This is a genomic window from Kribbella voronezhensis, assembly GCF_004365175.1.
Lineage (GTDB): Bacteria > Actinomycetota > Actinomycetes > Propionibacteriales > Kribbellaceae > Kribbella > Kribbella voronezhensis.
This window is the reverse complement of record NZ_SOCE01000001.1, coordinates 4,859,584-4,882,286: the sequence shown is the minus strand read 5'-3', so window position 1 is coordinate 4,882,286 and position 22,703 is coordinate 4,859,584. Positions and strand designations below refer to the sequence as shown.

Here is a 22,703-nt window from a genome sequence, read left to right as displayed (position 1 = left end):
GCGTCAGAGCAGGGGTGGCTTGGTCCACTCCTGCTTGTCGAGGTGTTTGGCTAGCCAGGACCAGACGGTTTCGTGCCAGGTGCGGGCATTGCCGGGTTTGAGGATCCAGTGGCCTTCGTCGGGGAAGGAGAGGTAGGCCGACTCGACGCCGGCCAGCTGGAGGTCGGTGAACATGTGCAGGGTCTGGTTGATCGGGACCCGCTGGTCGAGGGTGCCGTGGATGATCAGGGTGGGTGTGGTGATCCGGTCGAGGAAGCGGCGCGGTGAGCGTTCGGCGTACCGGTCCGGGAATTCCTCCTGCGGGCCCCACTCCGCCCTGAAGTAGCCGGGCATGTCGCTGGTGGCCCAGAAGTTCTCCGTGTTCCACTTGCCGGCCATGGTGATCAGGCACTTGAAGCGGTCGGTCTGACCGGCGATCCAGTTCACCATGTAGCCACCGAAGGACGCGCCCATCGCGGCTGTGCGATCAGCGTCGATGTCGGGCCGCGCGACGACGGCGTCGGTGATCTCCATCAGGTCCTCGTGAACCAGCGCGGCCCAGCGGTCCCAGGCCCGCTCGAGCATCTGCGCGCCGTACCCGAGTGACAGGGCCGGATCGGGCATCAGTACGGCGTACCCCTTGGTCGCCATCAGCCAGGGGTTCCATCGCCAGCTCCAGCCGGCCCAGGAACTCAACGGGCCGCCGTGGACCCAGAGCAGCAGCGGAGCCGGTTCGGCCGGGGAAGCGTTGCGCGGCAGGATCAGCCAGGCTTCGATGGTGGTCCCGTCGGCCGCGGTGGTCTCGACTCGTTCAAGGGTGCCAGGCAGCTCGGCTTCAGGCGCAGGGAGCAGTCGGGTGACAGCACCGGAGGCCAGATCGATCCGGACCGGATGGGCCGGCGCATCGGTCGCGGCCCGGATGGCGAACAGCGACGCGTTGTCCGGAGCGACCTGTACCGCGCTGAACGAGCCTTCGGTGGTCACCCGGCTGACCTCGCCGGTGGCGATGTCGGCCCGGAAGAGCGAGCGGTGACCGTGGTCGAAGGCGATGAAGAACACGCTTCGATCGTCGGCGCTGAAGGCGGGCGCTTCCGGCCAGCCGTCGGGATCGGCGACCAGGTCGCGCGTCTCGCCGGTCTGCAGATCGGCCAGCAGCAGCGAGACCGTCGGCGGCCTGTCGTGCTTCTGGTCCTGCCAGCGGGTGAAAGCGACGAAGCGGCCGTCGTGTGACACGGCGGGTTCGTAGAAGCCGCCGTCCTCGGCATCGGCGAGAGTACGCCGCTCGCCCGTCTCGGTGTCGATGGCGACGAGGACAGGCCGCGGCCAGCCGACACGGTCGAGCTGCCACTTCGCGATCACGGTCCTGCCGTCCGGCGTCACCGTGAACTCGGCGTCGTCGAGAGCCCGGCCGGGAGCCGGCGTCAGGTCCTTCGTGCCACCGTCGCCGGCCGTCAGGTCCTTAGCGCCACCCTCGCCGGCCGTCAGGTCCTTAGCGCCACCCTCGCCGGCCCTCAGGTTCTTACCAGCCACCACTTGCAGGTGGGTCTCGTCCGGGCCGAGTTCGCTGTCCCAGAACCGCACCGGTGAAGTCGTGTGCAGGATCGCGCTGACCCCAGCGTCCTTGCGGGCCTTGCGAAGCTCCTTGTCCTCAGCGGCATCCTTGGCGCCGGGCATCACGCTGGTCGTCACGACCGCCGTCCCCGCATCGGCTGCCACTCGGATCGCCGAGATGCCGCCCGGCGTACTGGCGACCTTCGCGGCCTCACCGCTGACCGGGAGCCGCCACAGGGCGGGGCCGTCGTCGCTGGAGCGACTGGAGACGAACAAGAGTGAGCCGTCCGGCTCGAACACCGGCTGGCTCTCCCCTTCGGCCGAGTGCGTCAACCGGCGTGGTTCGGCGCTGCCGTCGGCGTCGAGTTCATAGAGCGCACTGACCAGCTTGTTCGCTTCTTTGTCGTACTTCGCGATCGCTGCCACCAGGCGGCTGCCGTCGAGCGAGAGGGCGAGGCTGTTGACACGCGGTACAGCCAGAAAGTCGTCGAACGTCGAGTAGTCCACAGCCGACGGTAACTCGTGGCCAGTTCAGCTACTGGCTCGTCCAGGCAGCCGCCGGGCGGAAGCACAGCCACTCGACCACGACCGAGCCCACCACGAGCGGAACGGCCCAGCTCCACGGGTGATCCGGCAGGTTGATCACCAGGAACGCTGTCCACAAAGCGATCCAGCCGCCGCCGTACCCGCGCAGTACGCCTCGGTACCAGAGGCCGCCCGCCTCCTCGGCCGCCCGCTGACCGAAGTACACGAACAGGTACGTCGCGACGGCGATCGGCCAGAACACCCAGAGCTTGGCCCAGTCGTACGGCACCATCACCAGCGCCGACAGGCAGACCAGCGCGACGGCCCAGTGGTAGCTCTCGCCGGCCCAGTTGAGCCGGCGAAGGCGCAAGGTCAAAACGATCGCCAGTGGTCCGAACACGAGCGCGACGGTTCCGGCGACAACGTGCAGGATCAGCGCGATATCACGCATCCCAGCGGCTCCCCTGACTCCGGTGATCACCGGAGGTGACTGACATGTCAGGGAAGCATAGGGGTCACACCGGCTGCCGTCTGCCCCTGGCGAGAAGTTCTTTCCGGCCAGGGGCCGACGGCCACCAGGTCAGGCGATCGGGTACGACAACACCATCCGTACGGCGTGGTTGCGGTAGCCGGTCCGCTCGAAGCTCGCCGCCATTGGCTTGTTGGTCAGGTCGGTGTCGGCCCTGATCCGGTCGGCTCCGGTTTCGACCAGGAGATGGGTGATCTCGGCCAGCAGGTCGTCGCTGTACCGGTGACCGCGCTGCTCGGGTACCACGCCGAGGTACCCGACGACCGGACCGCCGTTGTTGGCCGACGGCAACGCGAAGCCCACCAACGCGCCGTCCTGGTCGTACGCGAGGCGCCACCAGGAACGCTCTCCGGGCATCTCCTGGTAGATCTCCAGGTCCTGCCGGGCTGCCCCGTCGACGCCCACCTTCGCGACTTCGCGCGCGGTCGCCGCATCGAGGCTGCCCTCGATCACCTGGCGGAAGGCGGCCAGGAACGCCTCGTCGTCGCCCGGCTCGAACCGCAGCCGGGTCGACCGCGCCGGCAGTCCGTACTCCGGCAGCCATTCGTACCGCAGTCGCTCGGTGCGCTCGGAAAGCCCGGCCCGCGCGGCCGCCTCGGCCCGGGGCTCGAACGCCTCCACCACGTCGGCCTGTTCGCGCCAGCCATTGGGGAGGAAGAGGTGGTACTCCGGTCCGTCCCCGCCAGACGGGACACTGGCCGCTCCGGCCCGGATCAGCTCGGCCCAGGCAGCGACCCGGTCGACGCCCGGTACGGCGTACAGGCCGTCCACGCTGTACGGCTGCTCGGCCTGCGGCATGCCCCACCAGATGGCGAGGGCAACGATCTCGCCGTCCTGCTCGGCCACCCAGCACCACTCGTGCCGGTAGTAGCCCGAGACGATGTACTCGTCGAAACGCTCGGGGGTGACGGTGTTGATCGACTGCTCGGTGATCGCGGTGCGGATGAAGTCGAGGTCGGCCTCGACGGTGGTGCGGATCTTCACGAATCCTCCAGAAGGAGGCGCGGCGGCCGCACTCAGTGCGAGCTGAACGAGCGGGGCAGGCGCGCCGGAATGCACAAAGTGGTCTTCATCGGTCGCTCCTTCCACTCGAGATCGTCTCGCTGTCGCAGACCTTAGGCCCCGCCGAGGTCATGGTCCACCGATTAATCCCACGACGCCGGTCTTGGGAGGCGACGCAAAGGCGGCCCCGGCCGGAGCCGGGACCGCCTTGCTGTACTGCTTTGTGTTGCTGTCCTGCGGGACTTCAGGAGATCAGAAGTCCATGCCGCCCATGTCGGGCGCGCCACCCGGAGCGGCCGAGGCCTTCTCCGGCTTGTCGGCGATGACGGCCTCGGTGGTGAGGAACAGCGCCGCGATCGAGGCTGCGTTCTGCAGCGCCGAGCGGGTGACCTTCGCCGGGTCGATGATGCCGGTCTTGATCAGGTCCACGTACTCACCGGTCGCGGCGTTCAGACCGTGACCCGGCTCGAGGTTGCGAACCTTCTCCACCACGACGCCACCCTCGAGGCCGGCGTTCACGGCGATCTGCTTCAACGGCGCCTCGACCGCGGACCGCACGATGGCGGCACCGGTGGCCTCGTCACCCTCGAGCTCCAGCTTCTCGAACGCGATCACCGACGCCTGCAGCAGCGCGACGCCACCACCCGCGACGATGCCCTCCTCGACGGCCGCCTTCGCGTTGCGAACGGCGTCCTCGATGCGGTGCTTGCGCTCCTTCAGCTCGACCTCGGTGGCCGCGCCGACCTTGATCACCGCAACGCCACCGGCCAGCTTGGCCAGCCGCTCCTGCAGCTTCTCGCGGTCGTAGTCGGAGTCCGACTTCTCGATCTCGGCGCGGATCTGGTTGACCCGGCCGGAGATCTGGTCGGCGTCGCCGGTGCCCTCGACGATGGTCGTCTCGTCCTTGGTGACGACGATCTTGCGGGCCTGGCCGAGCAGCTCCAGGTCGACGGAGTCGAGCTTGAGGCCGACCTCCTCGGAGATCACCTCGCCGCCGGTCAGGACGGCGATGTCGACGAGCATGGCCTTGCGGCGGTCACCGAAGCCCGGCGCCTTGACGGCGACGGTCTTGAAGGTGCCCTTGATCTTGTTCACGACCAGGGTCGCCAGGGCCTCGCCCTCGATGTCCTCGGCGATGATGGCCAGCGGCTTGCCGGTCTGCATCACCTTCTCCAGCACCGGGACCAGGTCCTTGATGCTGGAGATCTTGCTGTTCACGATCAGGATGTACGGGTCGTCGAGGACCGCTTCCATCCGCTCGGTGTCCGTCACGAAGTACGGCGAGATGTAACCCTTGTCGAAGCGCATGCCCTCGGTGAGCTCGAGCTCCAGACCGAAGGTGTTGCTCTCCTCGACGGTGATGACACCTTCCTTGCCGACCTTGTCCATCGCCTCGGCGATGATCTGGCCGACCTGGGTGTCCGCGGCGGAGATCGAGGCGGTGGCCGCGATCTGCTCCCGCGTCTCGACCGGCTTCGCCAGGGCGAGCAGCTGCTCGCTGACGGCCTCGACAGCCTTCTCGATGCCCTTCTTCAGGCCCATCGGGTTGGCGCCGGCGGCGACGTTGCGCAGACCCTCGCGCACGAGCGCCTGGGCCAGCACGGTCGCGGTGGTGGTGCCGTCACCAGCGACGTCGTCGGTCTTCTTGGCAACTTCCTTGACGAGCTCGGCCCCGATCTTCTCGTACGGGTCCTCGAGCTCGATCTCCTTGGCGATGGAGACACCGTCGTTGGTGATCGTGGGGGCGCCCCACTTCTTCTCCAGGACGACGTTGCGGCCCTTGGGGCCAAGCGTCACCTTGACGGCGTCGGCGAGGGTGTTCATACCCCGCTCGAGGCCGCGGCGCGCCTCTTCATTGAAAGAAATCAGCTTGGGCATTCTCCGCGAGTCCTCCCGCGTCGAGTTTTTTGTTCAGCCGGCCGGATGCCCGCGACGGACGGCACCGTCGTCGTGGCGGTCACGTCCCGCCACGTCTCCGATACCTCATCGAGGCCGTCTATGGTCACACCTGCTGGGCACGAGAGTTATCACTCTCACCCAGCGAGTGCTAACCAAGTATTAGCACTCGCCCCAACCGAGTGCAAGCCAGCCCCCTCGCTCCGGCCCGCGCTACGGTGGCTGGATGAGTCTCGAGGTGCGCCCGGCGACGGCCGATCGCTGGGACGATCTGGTCCAGGTGATGGGCGAGCGCGGCGACCCGTCGCGCTGTTTCTGTCAGTACTTCCGGCTTCGCGGCAAGCTGTGGTCCGACGCCGCTCCCGCGACTCACCGCGACGCCCTGCGCGCTCAGCTCCACTCGGACCGGCCTCCCGGCGTACTGGCCAGCGACGAGTCCGGTACGCCGGTCGGCTGGTGCGCCGTCGGGCCCCGTGCGGCCTACCCACGTGTGATCGCGTCACCCAACTGGCGAGGCGCCGACCCCGAGGCCTGGGTGGTCACCTGCTTCGTAGTACCGGTAGCTCACCGCCGCCAGGGAGTCACCGGCGAACTGCTGACCGGCGCGATCGACCTCGCCCGCACCCACGGCGCCACCACCCTCCAGGCCTGCGCCGTGGACGTCGCCCGGACAGGCAAGACCTCCTCCGCCGGCCTCTATCGCGGCCCGCTCTCCATCTACCTGGCCGCCGGCTTCGAGGAAGTCAGCCGCACCTCCCCCTCCTGGGTCCTGGTCAGCCGCGACCTCTGAAGCAGCTGTAGGTGACGAAAGTCGTCAGGGGCGGGGTGAAGGTGTGGGCAGGGGTCGGGTCAGGGGTGGGTCGGGTCGGATCCTGATGTGGCGAGGGGGTCCGCGGCGGCACAGTTGGTGACATGACGAACTCCACTGCACCGTTCTCGAATCTGTCCGGCAAGGTCCTTCGCCGCTCCCGCAACCAGCGGATGCTGTCCGGTGTCTCCGGCGGCATCGCGGAGTACCTCAACATCGACGCGACGCTGGTCCGGCTGGGCATCGTCGGCCTCACCCTGATCACCGGCGGCACCGCGCTGCTCGGCTACGTGATCGCCTGGATCGTGATCCCGGAGGCCGACGGCAAGGCGGTCTGGCAGGACGTTCAGCAGAACTTCCAGCAGCAGCCGACCCAGGAAGCCGACATCGCCGCCCGCATCTACGACGACAAGCCGCCGGCCGCGTGAGCCCGGCCGTCCGGGCCGACCTGGCCCGGCGCCGGCGCCAGTACCGCGCACGCTTGCTCAAGCTGCGCCGGCAACAGCTAGCCGCACTGCACAACCAGCCTGGTCGACCGGGTGCACCAGCCGGGCACCCCGCCCAGCCGCGCCAGGTCGGCCGGCCCGCAGCCACACAACCAGAAGCGGGCACCCTGGCAGCACGGTGACGGTCCCCTCGGTAGGCCCCGACGGCCCGCCACCGTGCTGCCGCAGTACAGAACTACTGCCACACTTCCCCGGTGCAGACAGATGCCGGGGTGACGCGCTGTCCGCAGTGCGCCCAGCAAGTCCCCGTAGACCCGCGGTACGTCACCTGGTGCGACAAGTGCGACTGGAACGTCGACCCGTCGGCCACTGACCGCCCCGAGCCGACCTGGCGCCAGCGCCTGGAACACCGGCTCGCTGACACCCTGTACCGCGAACTGGAGCACGGCCACCTCCACCGACCCGGCTGGGACGCCGCCCGGATCGGCGCCTGGCTACTGTCGGGCTTGGTCCTTCTACTGCCCCTGGCCGCCCTGCTGGCCGGGATCGCACTACTTGTCTTCTACAGACCTCTCTGGCTGAGCATCCTGCTGGCGCTGATTCCGCTCAGCCTCGCCCTGCTGCTCCGGCCGCGAGCGCACCGTCTGGATCCGGACGCCCACCTCGTCGAGCGGGACAGTGCACCGACGCTGTTCGCTCTGCTGGACGAACTCGCCAGGACCATCGGCACCAAGCCGGTTACCGCGGTGGTCGTCGATCCTGAGCCCACTGTGTACTTCGCGCGCATCGGCTGGCGCTTCCGGCCCGTGATCGGTCTCGGACTGCCACTGTGGGCAGGGCTCGGACCGCAGGAGCGGGTCGCGATCCTCGCGCACGAGCTCGGTCACGGCAAGAACGGTGACGCCCGGCACGGCTGGATGGTGAATGCCGCGGGTTCTGTGCTCTACGAGCTGCGGCAGACCTTCAGCGAGCAGCCTCTCGATCGGTACAGGCAGGAACTCGCTGACGCGATGTGGGCGGATCCGACCCCCGCAGGCCTGGTGACCAGGATCGTCAACGCGACCGTGGGCGGCGGCGTACGGAGCTACTCCTGGCTGCTCGGCAAGCTGGACTTGCGGAGCAGCCAGCGGGCCGAGTACCTCGCCGACCGCAAGGCCGCCGAGATCGCCGGCTCGGACGCCACCGCCTGGGCACTCGAGCGGACGCTGCTCGCCGATGCCTCCTACCGTGCGCTCGAGCGGTCCCTGCGCTTCGACAAGGGCATCCAACCGCTGGAGGCCGTACGGCGTGCTGTCGCCGAGGTACCCGCGCGTGAGATCGAGCGACGCGTCAGGCTCAGCCGACTCCAGGACACCCGGATCGACTCGACCCACCCACCGACGTACCTGCGGACCAAGCTGATCCGTGCAAGGCCGGCCCAGCGCGCGCTCGTAGTACTGACGAATGACCGGAGCCGCGCGATCGATGGCGAGTTGGCGACGACGGCTGACGCAGTACTGAAGGAGTTGCGGACCGAGCTGCGTTAGACCTTGACTGCCGTTCTCGCGGCAGCTGCTACTGCGATGTCCGGATGGTCGGCGAAGACGCCGTCGATGCCGGTGGCCGCGAAGCGGGCCAGTTCGGCGGCCATGTCGAGGCCGGTCGGGGTGAAGCGGCGTTCGGCGCGGAAGGTCCAGAGCTGCACAGCGAGCCCTGCCCGGTGCGCTTGATCCACCAGCTTGGTGGGCTCCCCCAAGGCGCCACTGGCCGTGCGTGGGATCACCAGGTCCTTGTGCGGCGCCAGTACCTGCGCGTACGTCGATATCTCGCGCAGCCCGGATGGCGCGATCAGGTCCAGGAACGTCCTGCCGTCACCGCTTCGCAGGAAATCGTTCGGTGCGTTCTCGGAGTCGACCAGCTGCACTAGCGGCACGCTCGTCATCACCGACAGCCGCCGCAGACTCGTCGGCTCGAACGACTGAACCATCGCCTCGCCCTTGCACAGCCCCAGCGCTGCCAACCGCTCGGCGAGGAGCTCCTCCAGCGGCAGACCGAGGTGCCGGAAGTACGCCGGGTGCTTGATCTCCGGGATCACCCCGATCGGGCGGCCGAGCCTTGCGGACTCCTGCCGCGCCAGCGCGACCACCTCGTCGAAGGTGGGGATCAGCTCCCGGCCGTCGTACGCCGTGTTGGCCGCCCTCAGCGCCGGCATCCGCTCCTTGGCCCGGAGCGTACGTAGTTCCTCGTAGGTGAAGTCCTCGACGAACCAGCCGGTGACGGCCGTCCCGTCGACGATCTTGGTGATCCGCCGGTCCGCGAACACCGCGTGGTCCGCGACGTCCGTCGTACCGGAGATCTCGTTCTCGTGCCGGGCCACCAGGACGCCGTCGAGCGTGGCGACCAGGTCGGGCTCCAGGTAGTCGGCCCCCAGCGCGGCCGCCAGGCGGTACGCCGAGGGGGTGTGTTCCGGTCGGTAGCCACTCGCTCCACGATGCGCGATCACCAGCATGGATCCAGCACAGGGGGTGCAGATGGCGGCCCGGGAACTCGTTGCCCAACGCAAGATGAAGCTCCGCCACCAACAGATCGATGGCGTGGGTCACCGGGGAGCTTTTAATCACATGCGTTCAGTCGGTGCGGCCACCTAGCCTGAGAGAGCTATGAAACAGCTTCCTGTGGCCGATCCCGGTACGCCCGATCACCGTTCGCCTGCCCGCTATCTGTGGTGGGTGGCGCGCGGTCAGAAGACCACGCTCCTGGGCGGGATGGCGTTCGGAATCCTGTGGATGGGGTCACAGGCCTTCATCCCCGCGATCCTGGGCAAGGCCATCGACGAGGGCGTCGCTGATCGCAACGGCGAGCGGCTGGTGCTGTGGACCGTCGCGCTGACCGCTGTCGGGGTCGTGCAGGCGCTGGCCGGCATCATGCGGCACAGGTTCGCCGTGGCGAACTGGCTCTCCGCCGCGTATCGGACGGTTCAGGTGGTGACGCGGAAGTCGGCCGACCTCGGCGCGACCCTGCCGAAGAACCTGGCCACCGGCGAGGTGGTCAGCATCGGCGCGGGCGACCTGTCCTACATCGGCAATCTGATGGAGGTCTGCGCCCGGTTCGCCGGCTCGATCGTCTCCTTCGCCGTGGTCGCGGTGATCCTGCTGCAGTCGTCGACCGTGCTCGGTCTCGTGGTGCTGATCGGTGTCCCGGTGATGCTGTTCGCGCTCGGTCCGATGCTGCGGCCGTTGCACCGCAAGCAGTTCGCCCAGCGGCAGGCGGTCGGCGAGCTGAACTCCCTCGGCTCCGACATCGTCTCCGGCTTGCGCGTACTGCGTGGCATCGGCGGCGAGGACTCGTTCTCCCGGCGCTACCGCGACGAGTCGCAGGGTGTCCGCCGGGCCGGTGTCCAGGTGGCCCGGATCCAGTCCGCCCTGGACGCCACCCAGGTTCTCCTTCCGGGCATCTTCGTGGTGGCCGTCGTCGGTCTGGGCGCCCACTTCGCGCTGAAGGGTGAGCTGAGCGCCGGCACCCTGCTTGCTTTCTACGGCTATGCCATGTTCCTGGTGCTGCCGTTGCGGACGGCGACAGAGTTCGCCAACCAGCTGATGCGCGGCCTGGTCGCGGCCGGCCGGGTGAACAGGGTGATGGTGCTGACCCCCGACGTGGTGGATCCGGCCGAGCCGGTCACGTTGCCGGACCGCGGCGACCTGGTCGACCCCGTCTCCGGCATCCGCGCCCGCGAGGGCCTGCTCACCGCGATCGTGTCCGCCGAGGCCGACCTCGCCGCAGTGCTGGCCGACCGCCTCGGCCGCTACGACGAGACCAGCGAGGTCCGGTACGGCGGGGTCACGCTGGCCAGCGCGACCCGGGCGGACGTGCGCAGGCGGATCCTGGTGAGCGACACGGGCACTCAGTTGTTCACCGGGACCCTGCGCGACGAGCTCGACCCGGCACACCGGCGTACGGATGAGGAGTTGCTGGCCGCGATCCGGACGGCGTCGGCCGAGGACGTTTTGGTCGCGTTGCCGGACGGGCTCGACTCCGAGGTCGAGGAGAAGGGCCGCTCGTTCTCCGGTGGGCAGCGGCAGCGGCTGATCCTGGTTCGCGCTCTGCTGGCCGATCCGTCGGTGCTGGTGCTGGTCGAGCCCACCTCCGCGGTGGACGCGCACACGGAGATGCGGATCGCTGAGCGGCTGGCGGAGCACCGGGCCGGCCGCAGCACCGTAGTACTGACTTCCAGCCCGTTGCTGCTGGATCGTGTCGACGAGGTGATCTTCGTCGCGGACGGACGAGTGGTTGCTGTTGGCAAGCATCGGCAGCTGCTCGAGGAGCAACCGCAGTACCGCAGCACAGTGACCAGGCAGACCGAGGACGAGGAGGTGCCGGCGTGAGACAGATCCTGCCTGTCGCGAGTTCGGCGGACGTCCGCCGGTATGCGCGCAGTCTGGCCCGGCGCCACCCGCGGGCCCTGCTGGTCGCCCTCGGCCTGCACGCGTTGGCCGCGGTGTCCGGTCTGGTCGCCCCGCGGCTGATCGGTGGACTGGTCGAGGACGTGCAGCACGGAACCACCGCGAGCAAGGTCAACCAAGTGATCCTGGTGATCGCAGTGTTCGTGGTGGTGCAGTCGCTGCTCACCCGGTGGGCCCGGTTCCGCTCGTTCGCGCTTGGTGAGGAGGTGCTCGCCGAGCTGCGCGAGGACTTCGTCGACAACGCGCTGGCGCTGCCGATCGGGACAGTCGAGAGCGCCGGCACGGGCGATCTGCTGACTCGGACGTCGCGGGACGTGGACGCCCTGTCGAAGACAGTGCGTCTGGCCATCCCGGAGACGATTGTCGCTTTCGTGACTGTGTTGTTCACGGTCGGTGCCGCGCTGCTCGTCGGCGTGTGGGTGCTCGTGCCGCTGCTCGCTCTCGTCCCGGTGCTCGCGCTGAGCACCAGGTGGTACCTGCGCCGTGCGAAGGACGGGTACCTGCGCGAGAACGCGGCGTACGCGCAGATGACGAGCTCGCTCGCCGAGACGGTCGAGGGTGCTCGGACGGTCGAGGCTCTCCAGCGGTACGAGCAGCGCGTGCGCCAGTCGGACAAGGACATCCGCGGCTCGTACGACGCCGAGCGGTACACCTTGTCCCTCCGGACCATCTACTTTCCGGTGGTCGAGATCGGGTACCTCGTTCCGGTCGTCGGGACATTGTTGTTCGGCGGCTGGCTGCACCTCGGCGGGCACGTCTCGCTGGGCGCGGTCACGGCCGGCGTGCTCTACGTCAACCAGTTGATCGACCCGGTGGACCGGCTGCTCTCCTGGATGGACGAGCTACAGATCGGCGGTGCCTCGCTCGCCCGGCTGATCGGCATCACGGACGTGCCGGACGACCGGACGCCTTCCGGCCGTAGGCCCAACGGCGAGCTGGTCGAGGCGCGCGACGTCCGGTTCTCGTACGTCGACGGGCGCGACGTGTTGCACGGCGTCGACCTGGTGGTTCAGCCGGGCGAGCGGATCGCCATGGTCGGCCCGTCGGGTGCCGGCAAGTCGACACTCGGCCGCCTGGTCGCTGGGATCCATCCGCCGCGGGCCGGATCGGTGAACGTCGGTGGCGTCGGCATGACCGAGCTGCCCCTGGACGAGCTGCGCAAGCAGGTCGCGCTGGTCACCCAGGAGCACCACGTCTTCGTCGGCACACTGCGGGACAACCTCTCGATGGCGCGCTCGGATGCTTCGGATGACCAGCTACTGGCGGCGTTGGAAGCAGTGGACGCGCGGGAGTGGACTCTGGCGTTGCCGTCCGGTCTGGACACCCGCGTTGGCTCGGGTGAGCACACGCTGACCCCGGCCCAGGCGCAGCAGTTGGCGTTGGCGCGCCTGGTGCTGGCCGATCCGCACACGCTGGTGCTCGACGAGGCGACCTCACTGATCGACCCGCGGGCCGCGCGGCACATGGAGCGTTCGCTGGCCGCCGTACTGGAAGGCCGGACCGTGATCGCGATCGCCCACCGCCTCTACACGGCCCACGACGCCGACCGGGTCGCCGTGGTCGAGGACGGCCGAATCACCGAACTAGGCAGCCACGACGACCTGGTAGCCCAGAACGGCTCCTACGCCGCGCTCTGGCACTCCTGGCACGGCTGATCCGGTAGTTGGGCCCCGCCTTCTTGTTTCAGGAAGGCGGGGCCTCTCATGTTCTGCGAGTAGGACGACGGATGAGCAGGACAGCGGAATCGACGTGTGGCGGTGGGGTGAAAGCCTTACGAGGAAGGCGAATCCCGATCGAAAGATCGTAGTACTGCGACCAGCGGGCGGCCCCTGGTGCGGCACCGGCGGTCCACCGGTTCACCACCGCGCGCTGCAGGACGAGGTCGGCCGAGACCAGGCGTGACCCCGGCGCGAGCAACCTCTTCAGCAACGAGGTGGAGATTCCGTACGGCGGACTGGAGACCACCCGGAACGGTCGGCTGGGCAACCGGAGATCGCCGGCATCAGCACGAACCACCGTCACCGGTGCATCCGCGAACCGCCGGCGCAACCGATCGGCACGACCAGGGTGGAGCTCCACGGCGACCACCTGAGCCCCGGCCCGAACCAGCGGCGCTGTCAACGCGCCGAGGCCGGCTCCGACATCGAGGACGAGCTCACCGGGACTGATCCCGGCCGAGTCCACGACCCGCTGGGCCCAACGACTATCGAGCGGATGCCATCCCCAGGCACCCCTCGCCTGCCCGGAGCCGGGCACGACGGACCATCACAAAGCAGTTCATAGCCATGCCTGGACCCTAAGGCCCGAAATCCTCAGCACACAAAGGATTTTCCGCACAGCTGCGGCTCGGCCGCCCGTCCGGAGAACCGAGGTCGCACCGCGAGCGTGATAGTAGTACCGGTATAACTATCACGTGAGGTTGAGGAAGAAGCAGATGGTCGATTTGAAGACGGCGGCCGAGATCGATCGGATGCGCGCCGCCGGCCAGGTCGTCGCCACGGCGCTGACCGCGGTGAAGAAGGAAGCCGCCGTCGGCGTCTCGCTCCGCGAACTGGACGAGGTCGCCCGCGACGTACTCCGATCCGCCGGGGCCGTGTCGCTCTTCGACGGGTACCAACCCGGTTTCGCGACCATCCCGTTCAGCGGTGTCATCTGCACTTCCGTGAACGACGCAGTACTGCACGGCCTGCCCAGCGACCTCCGCCTCGCCGACGGCGACCTGCTGAACGTCGACTGCGGCGCCTCGATCGACGGCTGGTGCGCCGACTCCGCCACCAGCTTCATCGTCGGTACGCCGAACGCGCAGGACCTCGAGTTGATCGCCACCACAGAGGAGGCGCTGGCAGCAGGGATCGCCGCCGCGGTTCCGGGCGCGCGCCTCGGCGACATCGGTGCAGCGATCGGCGCGGTCGGCCAGCGTGCCGGCGTCGGCACCAACCTCGACTTCGGCGGCCACGGCATCGGGCGGCGCATGCACGAGGACCCACACGTACCGAACGGCGGCCAACCAGGCCGCGGCCTGAAACTCCGCCCCGGGCACGTCATCGCCATCGAACCCTGGTTCTGGCACGGCCCCGGCTCGGTCTACGTCATCGACAAAGACGGCTGGACCCTCCGCTCCGCCGACCACACCCGAGGAGCCCACGCCGAACACACCGTCGCCATCACCGACGCCGGGCCTCAGATCCTCACGCAACGCTGAACCCACGCACCTCCTGCGTCGGCGCTCCCACCCGCCCTGGTGCGCGGCTCCTCCGTCGCGCTTTCGAAAGCAGTCGGCTGGCCGGATGCCGCACGCCAACCGGATAGCTGGGCAACGAACCCGCCCACCCCGGGCGCTCGAAGGCCCACGCACCTCCTGCGTCGGCGCTCCCACCCTCCCAGAAACGCGGCTCCTGCGTCGCCGCTGCAAGCGCAGTTGGCTGGCCAGATGCCGCAACCCGCTGGATGCTGGGCAACGAACCGCCCACCCGGGGCGCTCGAAGCCCCACGCAACGCAGGAGCCGCGCACCCGGGTGGGCGGGAGCACCGACGTAGGAGGTGCGTGGGAAGTACTAGAAAAGCGTGTCCTGGTTGAGATCCGGGCCAACTGCTGGGACCGGAGCAGCACGCTTGCGGGGTCCTCGGAAGCGGGCGTGGGTGGGGTCTGGTTCTCCCCAGCCGGACTCTGAGCCGTTGCCCGGGACGTCGACGATTCCGAGTTGCTTGCGCGGAGTTACCGGTGTGCTGTTGGCGCGGGAGCGGTGGCGGGATGACGATCCGAAGCCGTGCTTGTCGAGCAATGGACGAACCTTGTCTTGAAAAGCTCGGCGGTAGCTCGGCGACGCGTTGGTGCCGCGGGAGTAGAGGTCTTCGTAGCGCTTCACCAAGTCCGGGCGTTCCTGAGCAAGCCAGCCCATGAACCATTCCTTCACGCCGGGTCGTAGGTGCAGGACGAGCGTGGTCACTCCGGTCGCGCCGGCGTCCGCCAGGTCACCGAGCAAGGCGTCGAGCTGATCCGAGGAGTCGGTCATCCACGGGAGGACGGGCGCCACCATCACACCGCAGGGCAGGCCGGCCTCGCGTACTGCGCGGATCAGGTCGAGGCGGCCGCGTACCGAGGGGACGCCTGGTTCCAGGCGTTTGCGGAGGTCTTCGTCTCCGAGGGCCAACGAGATGCCGATTCCGACCGGCACGCGCTCGGCGGCCGCGGTGAGCAGGGCGAGGTCGCGTTTGAGCAACGTGCCCTTGGTGAGGATCGACAACGGCGTACCGGAGTCTGCCAGCGCCTCGATGATGCCGGGCATCAGGCGGTAGCGGCCCTCGGCCCGTTGATAGGGATCGGTGTTGGTGCCCAGGGCAACTTGCTCGCCGCGCCATGACGGTCTGGCGAGCTCCCGGCGCAGTACGTCGGCGATGTTGGTCTTCACCACGATCTGCTGGTCGAAGTCCAGGCCTTGATCCAGCTCCAAGTAGCGGTGGGTCGGTCTGGCGAAGCAGTAACGGCAGGCGTGCGTGCATCCGCGGTACGGATTGACGGTCCAGTTGAACGGCAGCCCGGTGCCCGGCACCGAGTTGAGCGCCGACCTCGCGACCACCTCGTGGAACGTCACCCCGCGGAACTCCGGCGTCGTCACGCTCCGCACCAGGCCCGCGATCGACCCCAACCCCGGCAGTGCCCCCGGGGTCTCCGCGTCGATCTGCTGTCCAGCCCATCGCATGACGACAGTCGAACATATGTTCGCCAACCTTTCAAGTCGGTCAGCAGTGACCCACCACCAAGGAGCAGCCGTCACCTTCCGTCAGCGGGTGTCGTGACCTACAGTCACAATCATCAGGACCGGGGGGTTCGACATGAAGGTCATTACGCGGGGCGTCGCTCTCATCTTGCTGGTCGCACTCTGTCTGTCCGCATGCGGCGGCAAGGAGACCGGCGGCGGAGGCACGGGCGGAGGCACAGACACGGGCGGCTTCCCGCCGCCGTCAACGACCTGGACGCCGCCGTCGCCGCCGTCGTCCGAGCCCAGCTCGGAGCGGCCAGAACGCGCCACTTACCAGGTGCCCGACGAGGACTGCCCGGGCAACTACGGTCACGGCCTCGACATCATGACCGAGACACCCGCGGAGCTCGAGTACGTCGACAAGATCGTTGCCTGTGTCAACGATGCGGGCACGGCCACCTATCTGCGGAACGAGAGCGACGCGGTCTGGGTGCTGCACAACAACGGGAGAACCACCGCAGGCGTCACCCATTGGTCGCCCACCCTGGACATCACGTCTTTTCGCAACGTCTTCACCACCAGGGCCCTGCTGCCACCGAAAGACGTGATCACCACCAGCATTCCCACCGCCGATCTCGAATGGACGATCGATCTTCCGCTCAGCCTCAGCTGGGAGGCGCACGCACTGGTCGTCGCCAAGATCGCCTCGCTGGGAAAGACAGCGCTGATCGACGCACTCAAGGGCAGGACCAGAGCCGGTGCGGCGATCGCCCAGTGCGCCTTCACGATGAACGAGCTCGCCGAGAAGACGTCCGACCTGGCCGACAAGGACATGTCCGACCTGCTGCTCGACGGCCTCGGCGCCGGCGTCGCCGTGAACAAGTGCCGCGAGCGCGCCGCCGAAGTACGGGTGCACGACAGTTCGAATCGTCCGATCGCCTTGTCGGAGGATCTGGCCGAGCTCAAGGGTCAGACCAAGGTCCTCGAAGCGGCCGAAAGCCATCTGAGCACCGCCAAACTGGGTGCTCGCGTCCTCAAGTGGATTCATTTCCTGCCCCGCGTCCCCTGACGGATACGGAGAAGACCCAGCCCCTGTGATGGCGTACCGTGTGGCAGCCGGGGTGGAGCGAGAGGCTGGGGATGGGGAGCGAAAACTTCCAGGTTGATCTGCACGGGATCGTCGATCTGCTGAGCAATCACCTGTACAGCAGTCCGCGGGTCTACCTGCGAGAACTGCTACAGAACGCCGTGGACGCGATCACAGCGCGGCAGGCCGCTGAGCCACAGGCGCCCGCGCGGATCGACGTACGGACCGGCCCGGATCGGCTCAGCATCACCGACACCGGGATCGGGCTCCGACCTGACGAGGTACGGGAACTGCTCGCCACGATCGGGCGGAGTTCGAAGCGGGACGAGATCGGGTTCGCGCGGACCGAGTTCCTCGGCCAGTTCGGCATCGGTCTGCTGTCGGCCTTCATGGTCGCCGACGAGATCGAAGTACTGACGCACCCCACCGCCGGTCCGACCACCCGCTGGGTCGGTACGGCGGACGGCCGCTACACCATCAGCGAGGCAGACCCGGCCGAAGAAACCGGTACTACGGTGACGCTCAAGGCTCGCCGTGGTGCCGAACAATGGTTCAAGCAGGCCACCGTCATCGAGCTGATCAAGCTCTTCGGTGCCTTGCTCCCGCTCGAGATCCGCGTCGACGGTGAGCGGGTCACCGAAGGCAAAGCGCCCTGGGAGAACACCGGGGCGACTCAACGGGCCGAGCTCGTCGGGTATGCACAGGACAAGCTCGGGTTCACCCCGTTCGACGTCATTCCACTCAACAACCCGGCAGCCGGACTCACCGGGGTCGCCTTCGTGCTGCCCTTCCCCGCCAACCCGGCCGAGCGCGCCACGCACCGCGTCTACCTCAAGCGGATGCTGTTGGCCGAGGGTGTCGAGGGTCTCCTGCCGGACTGGGCGTTCTTCGTCCGGGCTGTCATTGACACGTCCGAGCTGCGTCCGACCGCGAGCCGCGAGGCGCTCTTCGACGACGGCAATCTCGAGGAAACCCGCGAGGCTCTCGGAGCACAGCTGAGAGGCTGGCTGGTACGCCTCGGCAGCACGGATCCGCAGAAGCTCGACCGCTTCCTGGCGATCCACCAGCTCGGCGTGAAGGCACTCGCGCTGCACGACGACGAACTGCTCCGGCTGGTTCACCGCTGGCTCAAGTTCGAGACCAACCACGGCCGGATGACCTCGGCCGAACTGCACGAGCGGTACGGCGAGATCCGGTACGCCGCGACGATCGAGGAGTTCCGCCAGCTCGCCGCGGTCGCCGCCGCCCAGCAACTCACGGTCGTCAACGGTGGCTACACCTACGACTCCGAACTGCTCGAACGGCTGCCCGACGTCGTACCGGGCCTGGCCGTCAGCCGGTTCGATCCGACCGAGCTGAGCACCAGCTTCGACAGTCTCGACCCGGAAACCGAGCTCGCGCTCAGGCCGTTCGTCCGGCTGGCCCAGGAGGCCCTCGATGCGGTCGGCTGCGAGGTCGTCGTCCGTGCCTTCGACCCCGCTGGGCTGCCGGCGATCTATCTGGTCGACCGGTCCGCCCAGTTCGCCGCCGAGCTGCGGTCCACGAAGAGCAAGGCCGACGCGCTGTGGTCCGAAGTACTCGGTGCCCTCGACACCCATGACGACAGCCGCCCGCAACTCGTCCTGAACCATCGCAGTCCCCTCGTACGCCGGATGGCCGGCCTGGCGGATCCCGAGCTCGCGCGTCTCGCGGTCGAAGGCCTCTACGGGCACGCTCTGATGCTCGGCTACCACCCGATCGGCCCGGCGGACTCCGCACTGGTGAATCGATCCTTCCTCGGCCTGCTGGATCAGGCTGTCCCGACCCAGGAGGACCCGAAATGAGCGACGACGACCTGCTCGAGCGACTCGACCGCGCGATGAGTACGCCGTACGGGAAAGCGCGTTCGGCCTTGCTGGAGGACGTCGTACGCCGGGCGGACGCGTCCACCGACGAAGAGCTGGCCTTCTTCGCGCGGCTCACGCTCGTCACGGCGTACGTGATGGGCGGCGAGCCGCGGAAGCTGCTCGTGCCGTTCGCGCGTTGTGTGGCCGACTGGGACGCGGATCCGGGGAAGTTTCAGCGCCACGAGCACACGTTCCTGTGGTGCTTCAAGTACACGCCCAACACGCTGGCGAAGTTTCCCGAGGTCTCGCTCGACCAGACCTACGCGGTACTGGACGACATGGAGCGAAGGTGGCGCGCCGGCGGGCACAGCATGCAGGTCGTCCACCACTACCGGTGGCTCGTCGCGAACCACATCGGCGATGCGGCCGCGGCGGCCGAGGAGTTCCGGCTCTGGTCGACCACGCCGCGCGACGACCTGTCCGACTGCATCGGCTGCGACCCGACCGGCAAGGCGCGGCACCTGATCGAGATCGGGCAGCCGGCCGACGCGCTGGCGCTCGCGGTCGGCGTACTGGACGGCCAACTGACCTGTAACGAGCAGCCGCAGCAACTGCTGACCACACTGCTTCCCGCTTATGTTGCCGAGGGCATGCATTCGGAGGCCGTCGATGCGCATCGGCGGGCTTATCGGAAGCTGCGCAACAACCCGGGCGAGCTGGAGACATACGCCGAACACGTCCTCTTCTGCGCCCGCACCGGCAACGAGACGCGCGCTGTCGAACTGGTGGAGCGTCACCTCACCGATCTCGCGGACCCACCCAGCCCGTTCGCCGAGATGCGTTTTGCTGCCGCGGCCGCGCTGGCGCTGAGCCGGGTCGATCTGATGATCCGGCGTCCGCAGGAACCGGACATCGCGTCGGCGGAACTGTCCGCCCAGTTGGCGGAGCGGGCGCTGGAGTTGGCGGCACAGTTCGACGTACGGAACGGGACCAGCCATCAGAGCGACCAGATCCGCTCTGTGCTCGAGGCCGAGCCGTGGCTGGAGTACCTGCCGTTGTCCGAGACCGCTCGGCGTGCCCATGCGCGAACCAAAGCCCAGGCTGTGGCTGTAGAAGAAGTTGCCGTCGGCCCTGATCCGTCCGGCAGCGGTTGGCTCGATCGGGCCGAGGAGGAGTGGCAGAACGATCGTCGGGAGCAGGCGATCGCGGCCTGGCAGGCGTTCGAGCGCGAAGTGCCCGAGAGCGAGCGGACCAAGCTCGACCAGGCGCGCCTGCTCGACGGTCGTGGCCTGTCGTCGATCGGCCAGGACGAGGAGGCCGTGAACGCCTGGCGTGAGGCGCTCGCCCTGTACTCCGAGCTCGGTGAGGAGGTCCGGCTCCTGCGCGACCGCGGCCGGATCGCAAGGGTTCTGGGCGAAGCCGGACGGATCAACGAGGCGCTGGCGACCGGTGAGGAACCGCTGCGCCGGCTGATCGACAACGACGAACCCCGACGCCAGGGAGGCTGGCGGTACTCGCTCGCCACGCTGCTTGCCCAAGCCGGTCGGGTCGAGGAATCCCTGCAGGAGTTGACGATTCTCCGTGCTGCGCCCGACACGGAGGACGACCTGCGCGCGGCCGCGGGGATCCTCCAGTGCAACTTGTTGATCCAGCGCGAACAGCTTGAGGAGGCTGAGAGCGCGGCGACTGCCGGGGTCGTTGCCAGGCACGAGCTGCCCAGGTCGTTCGCGTACCGCCAGCGCGGCTGGATCCGGATCGCCCTGGACAGGCCGGACGAGGCCGTCGCCGATCTGGAGGAAGCGATCGCCTTGGCGACGGGCGCCCCCGACGCCGAAGTACACATCGCCATCTGTCGCCTGGAACTCGCTCGCGCCTACCTGCTCACCGGTCGTACCCTCGAAGCGGCCGAAACCGGCGAAGAGGCACTGCCCGTACTGCGGGATCCGTCGCTCGCGAGTCTCCAAGCCGACGTACGCGGCGTACTGGTTGATGCCTATCGAGCTCTGGGCGAGCTGGACTCCGCTTTGGCGCAGGTACGCCTCCTGCTCGCCGAGGCACCGGTCGACGCGCACCCGCAATGGCTCGGCAACCTCCGCCAGGACGAGGGCCTGCTGCTCGAACGGATGGACCGCGACAAGGAAGCCGTCGACATCTTCCTGACCGCAGCCGAGCACTTCGAGGCGGCCGAACTGCCACTCGCTTACGTGCAAGCGGTTCGGTTGGCTGCACAGTCCGCCCGGTACGCCGGTGACTTCGACGTGGTGGACCAACTGCTCGACCGGGCGCGGCCGGTACTCGAATCGCTCCCCTCTGCCGAGCAGCCCGTGCTCTTCCAGCAGGCGGGGATCCACTGGGACCTGGCAATGCTGAAGATGCAGCAGGGCTCCATCAGCGAGGCAGTCGAGCACGCGCGCAACGCAGCGGAGTACTACGAACGCGGTGGTTTCGAGGGGCAACTACTCAACGCCCGCCTCCTGATCGCCGAACACGGCACCACCGACGCCACCATGCTCCAGGACATCTTCACCACCCTCCCCACCGGCGACGAGTCCTGGCACCGCACCGGCTGGCTCCTGGCCGACCGCCTACGCACCCTCGGTCGCACTGCCGAAGCCGAAGCTTTGGAGAAGCAACTACAAGCTTGATACGCCCGCCCAGTCGCGGCCTCCTACGTCGGCCGTCTCCACCCACCCTTCCACGCCGGCTCCTCCGTCGCGGCTGGAATAGCCCACCCGGTCGCAGGCTACTGCGTCGCCTGACTCCTCCCACCCTGCAGGCCGGCTCCTGCGTCGCGGCTGGGATACAGACCCGCCGCGCCTCCTGCGTCGTCTGACTCCCCCAGCCCGCGGACGTCTGCTCCCTCATCGCCGACTTCGACGTGGCTACCCCGGCCCAGCCGATGACCGCTCGCGCAGGGTCCCTGCGGTACGCGCAACACTCGCAACGACCTGATCGGCCAGCCGGACCATCGTCAGATAGTGGGCCGGCTGTCTGTTCTCACAGCCGTCACCACAGGAAGTCAGCGGACTGCGGTCAGGAGATAGGTCGCCGGAATACAAGCATCGGCGTCGCCGAGACCGGGGTACATGTCGGCTTCGGCAAACTCCTGCAACGACCGAACCGTCATGCCCGCCGCCAGCACCGCACTGACGACGCTGCCGATACTCCAGACAAAACTCCTGTGCGGAAGATCCGGAACTCCTAGCGTCCTGGTGATCTCCGGTGCTTTGAGTGGGTCGGCATAACCGTCGCGACCCGAACCGAAGTAGTCGCCGCTGACGCTCAGATGACCATCGCCCGCGACAGTAAGCACCTCCCACAAGGGATGATGCTCACTGATCACCAGCGAGCCGCCAGGATTGATCCGTTTGGCTATCAGCCGTGCCCAAGCGTCGATGTCTGGTGCCCAGCACAAGCCACCCCAGGAGATGAAGACCAGGTCGAACCCAGTGACGTCCTGGTCCAGCTTCATCATGTCCTGCTCTCGAAAGTCGACGACCAGGCCCAAAGCTTCGGCCTTCGCCCTCCCCGTAGCCAGGTGGCTCGGCGCAAGGTCGACGGCGGTGACATCTGCCCCCATCTGAGCGAACGTCAGCGCCTCGTCCCCCACCGAGCAGGCCAGCTGCAGGACCCGGCGCCCTCGAACATCGCCGACCGCGGCCCGCTCGTTCTCGTTCAGCACGCTGCCGGACCGGACGGACTCGACCGGTTCTCCTTTGCGGTGCGGAGCCAGCGCCTCCCAGTACCTCTGGTTGTCAAGCACAATCCGCGACGCAGTTCGCTCCGACATGGCCGAGACAATACGACCAACTCCGCCGACGGCGCATCGCGATTTCCAGGTTGCGGCTTTGTGGTCGGTGGACGAATACGCCACGTTCACAACCTCTCGTGATCGTCGGGCGCTGGTTGATCGGT

17 protein-coding genes are annotated in these 22,703 nt (G+C 68.0%); 9 read left to right on the top strand and 8 right to left on the bottom strand.

What is annotated here, in order from left to right; all coding sequences use genetic code 11:
• Positions 1-3: 3 nt before the first annotated feature.
• The 4 genes from EV138_RS22835 to groL all read right to left on the bottom strand — a co-directional run bounded on the left by EV138_RS22835 (position 4) and on the right by groL (position 5,464).
• Positions 4-2,037 (bottom strand): S9 family peptidase, encoded by a 2,034-nt coding sequence (locus EV138_RS22835; protein ID WP_133980831.1) that lies wholly within the window; start codon positions 2,035-2,037, stop codon positions 4-6.
• 28 nt (positions 2,038-2,065) lie between these two features.
• Positions 2,066-2,506, bottom strand: a complete 441-nt coding sequence (locus tag EV138_RS22830; protein WP_133980830.1) for a hypothetical protein — start codon at positions 2,504-2,506, stop codon at positions 2,066-2,068.
• A 129-nt stretch (positions 2,507-2,635) separates the two neighbouring features.
• The gene (locus EV138_RS22825) at positions 2,636-3,568 is read right to left on the bottom strand and encodes a GNAT family N-acetyltransferase (RefSeq protein ID WP_133980829.1); all 933 of its coding nucleotides are present in this window, start codon (positions 3,566-3,568) and stop codon (positions 2,636-2,638) included.
• 270 nt (positions 3,569-3,838) lie between these two features.
• Entirely contained in the window at positions 3,839-5,464 is a 1,626-nt protein-coding gene (gene groL / locus EV138_RS22820) for a chaperonin GroEL (RefSeq protein WP_112242887.1), read from the bottom strand.
• Positions 5,465-5,708: 244 nt separating this feature from the next.
• On the opposite strand from groL, the gene EV138_RS22815 reads away from it, so the two are divergent.
• From EV138_RS22815 to EV138_RS22805, 3 genes are all read left to right on the top strand, one after another.
• Positions 5,709-6,272: a GNAT family N-acetyltransferase gene (locus EV138_RS22815; protein ID WP_133980828.1), complete on the top strand. Its 564-nt coding sequence runs from the start codon at positions 5,709-5,711 to the stop codon at positions 6,270-6,272.
• Between the two features lie 122 nt (positions 6,273-6,394).
• Positions 6,395-6,718 (top strand): PspC domain-containing protein, encoded by a 324-nt coding sequence (locus tag EV138_RS22810; protein ID WP_112242891.1) that lies wholly within the window; start codon positions 6,395-6,397, stop codon positions 6,716-6,718.
• Positions 6,719-6,990: 272 nt separating this feature from the next.
• On the top strand, positions 6,991-8,262 hold the full coding sequence (locus tag EV138_RS22805) for a M48 family metalloprotease (RefSeq protein ID WP_133980827.1): 1,272 nt from the start codon (positions 6,991-6,993) through the stop codon (positions 8,260-8,262).
• Here the strand turns inward: EV138_RS22805 and EV138_RS22800 are convergent.
• Complete coding sequence (locus tag EV138_RS22800; RefSeq protein ID WP_133980826.1) at positions 8,259-9,224, bottom strand: glycerophosphodiester phosphodiesterase family protein; 966 nt, start codon at positions 9,222-9,224, stop codon at positions 8,259-8,261. The genes EV138_RS22805 and EV138_RS22800 overlap by 4 nt on opposite strands.
• A 151-nt stretch (positions 9,225-9,375) precedes the next feature.
• Here EV138_RS22800 and EV138_RS22795 point away from each other — a divergent pair, with 151 nt between their 5' ends.
• Together EV138_RS22795 and EV138_RS22790 are read left to right on the top strand one after the other, a co-directional pair.
• A complete protein-coding gene (locus EV138_RS22795; protein ID WP_133980825.1) occupies positions 9,376-11,097 on the top strand; it encodes an ABC transporter ATP-binding protein in 1,722 nt (573 codons plus the stop codon).
• The gene (locus tag EV138_RS22790) at positions 11,094-12,830 is read left to right on the top strand and encodes an ABC transporter ATP-binding protein (protein WP_133980824.1); all 1,737 of its coding nucleotides are present in this window, start codon (positions 11,094-11,096) and stop codon (positions 12,828-12,830) included. The genes EV138_RS22795 and EV138_RS22790 overlap by 4 nt, the downstream gene beginning before the upstream one ends.
• Before the next feature lie 46 nt (positions 12,831-12,876).
• Here the strand turns inward: EV138_RS22790 and EV138_RS22785 are convergent, their stop codons facing one another.
• Positions 12,877-13,431 carry a 23S rRNA (adenine(2058)-N(6))-methyltransferase Erm(C) gene (locus EV138_RS22785; protein ID WP_133980823.1) on the bottom strand — a complete coding sequence of 185 codons (555 nt, stop codon included), beginning with the start codon at positions 13,429-13,431 and terminating at the stop codon, positions 12,877-12,879.
• Positions 13,432-13,609: 178 nt separating this feature from the next.
• On the opposite strand from EV138_RS22785, the gene map reads away from it, so the two are divergent.
• Entirely contained in the window at positions 13,610-14,377 is a 768-nt protein-coding gene (gene map, locus EV138_RS22780; protein WP_133980822.1) for a type I methionyl aminopeptidase, read from the top strand.
• Positions 14,378-14,729: 352 nt separating this feature from the next.
• On the opposite strand, the gene EV138_RS22775 is transcribed toward map, so the two are convergent.
• Positions 14,730-15,875 (bottom strand): Rv2578c family radical SAM protein, encoded by a 1,146-nt coding sequence (locus EV138_RS22775; protein ID WP_133980821.1) that lies wholly within the window; start codon positions 15,873-15,875, stop codon positions 14,730-14,732.
• A 133-nt stretch (positions 15,876-16,008) separates the two neighbouring features.
• Between EV138_RS22775 and EV138_RS37680 the strand changes: the two genes are divergently transcribed.
• The 3 genes from EV138_RS37680 to EV138_RS22760 all read left to right on the top strand — a co-directional run bounded on the left by EV138_RS37680 (position 16,009) and on the right by EV138_RS22760 (position 21,433).
• Entirely contained in the window at positions 16,009-16,944 is a 936-nt protein-coding gene (locus EV138_RS37680) for a hypothetical protein (protein WP_202866797.1), read from the top strand.
• A 71-nt stretch (positions 16,945-17,015) separates the two neighbouring features.
• Positions 17,016-18,785: an HSP90 family protein gene (locus EV138_RS22765; RefSeq protein WP_133980820.1), complete on the top strand. Its 1,770-nt coding sequence runs from the start codon at positions 17,016-17,018 to the stop codon at positions 18,783-18,785.
• On the top strand, positions 18,782-21,433 hold the full coding sequence (locus tag EV138_RS22760; RefSeq protein ID WP_133980819.1) for a hypothetical protein: 2,652 nt from the start codon (positions 18,782-18,784) through the stop codon (positions 21,431-21,433). The genes EV138_RS22765 and EV138_RS22760 overlap by 4 nt, the downstream gene beginning before the upstream one ends.
• A 374-nt stretch (positions 21,434-21,807) precedes the next feature.
• Here EV138_RS22760 and EV138_RS22755 read toward each other — a convergent pair whose 3' ends face one another.
• The gene (locus EV138_RS22755) at positions 21,808-22,662 is read right to left on the bottom strand and encodes a class I SAM-dependent methyltransferase (protein ID WP_166678658.1); all 855 of its coding nucleotides are present in this window, start codon (positions 22,660-22,662) and stop codon (positions 21,808-21,810) included.
• Positions 22,663-22,703: the final 41 nt, after the last annotated feature.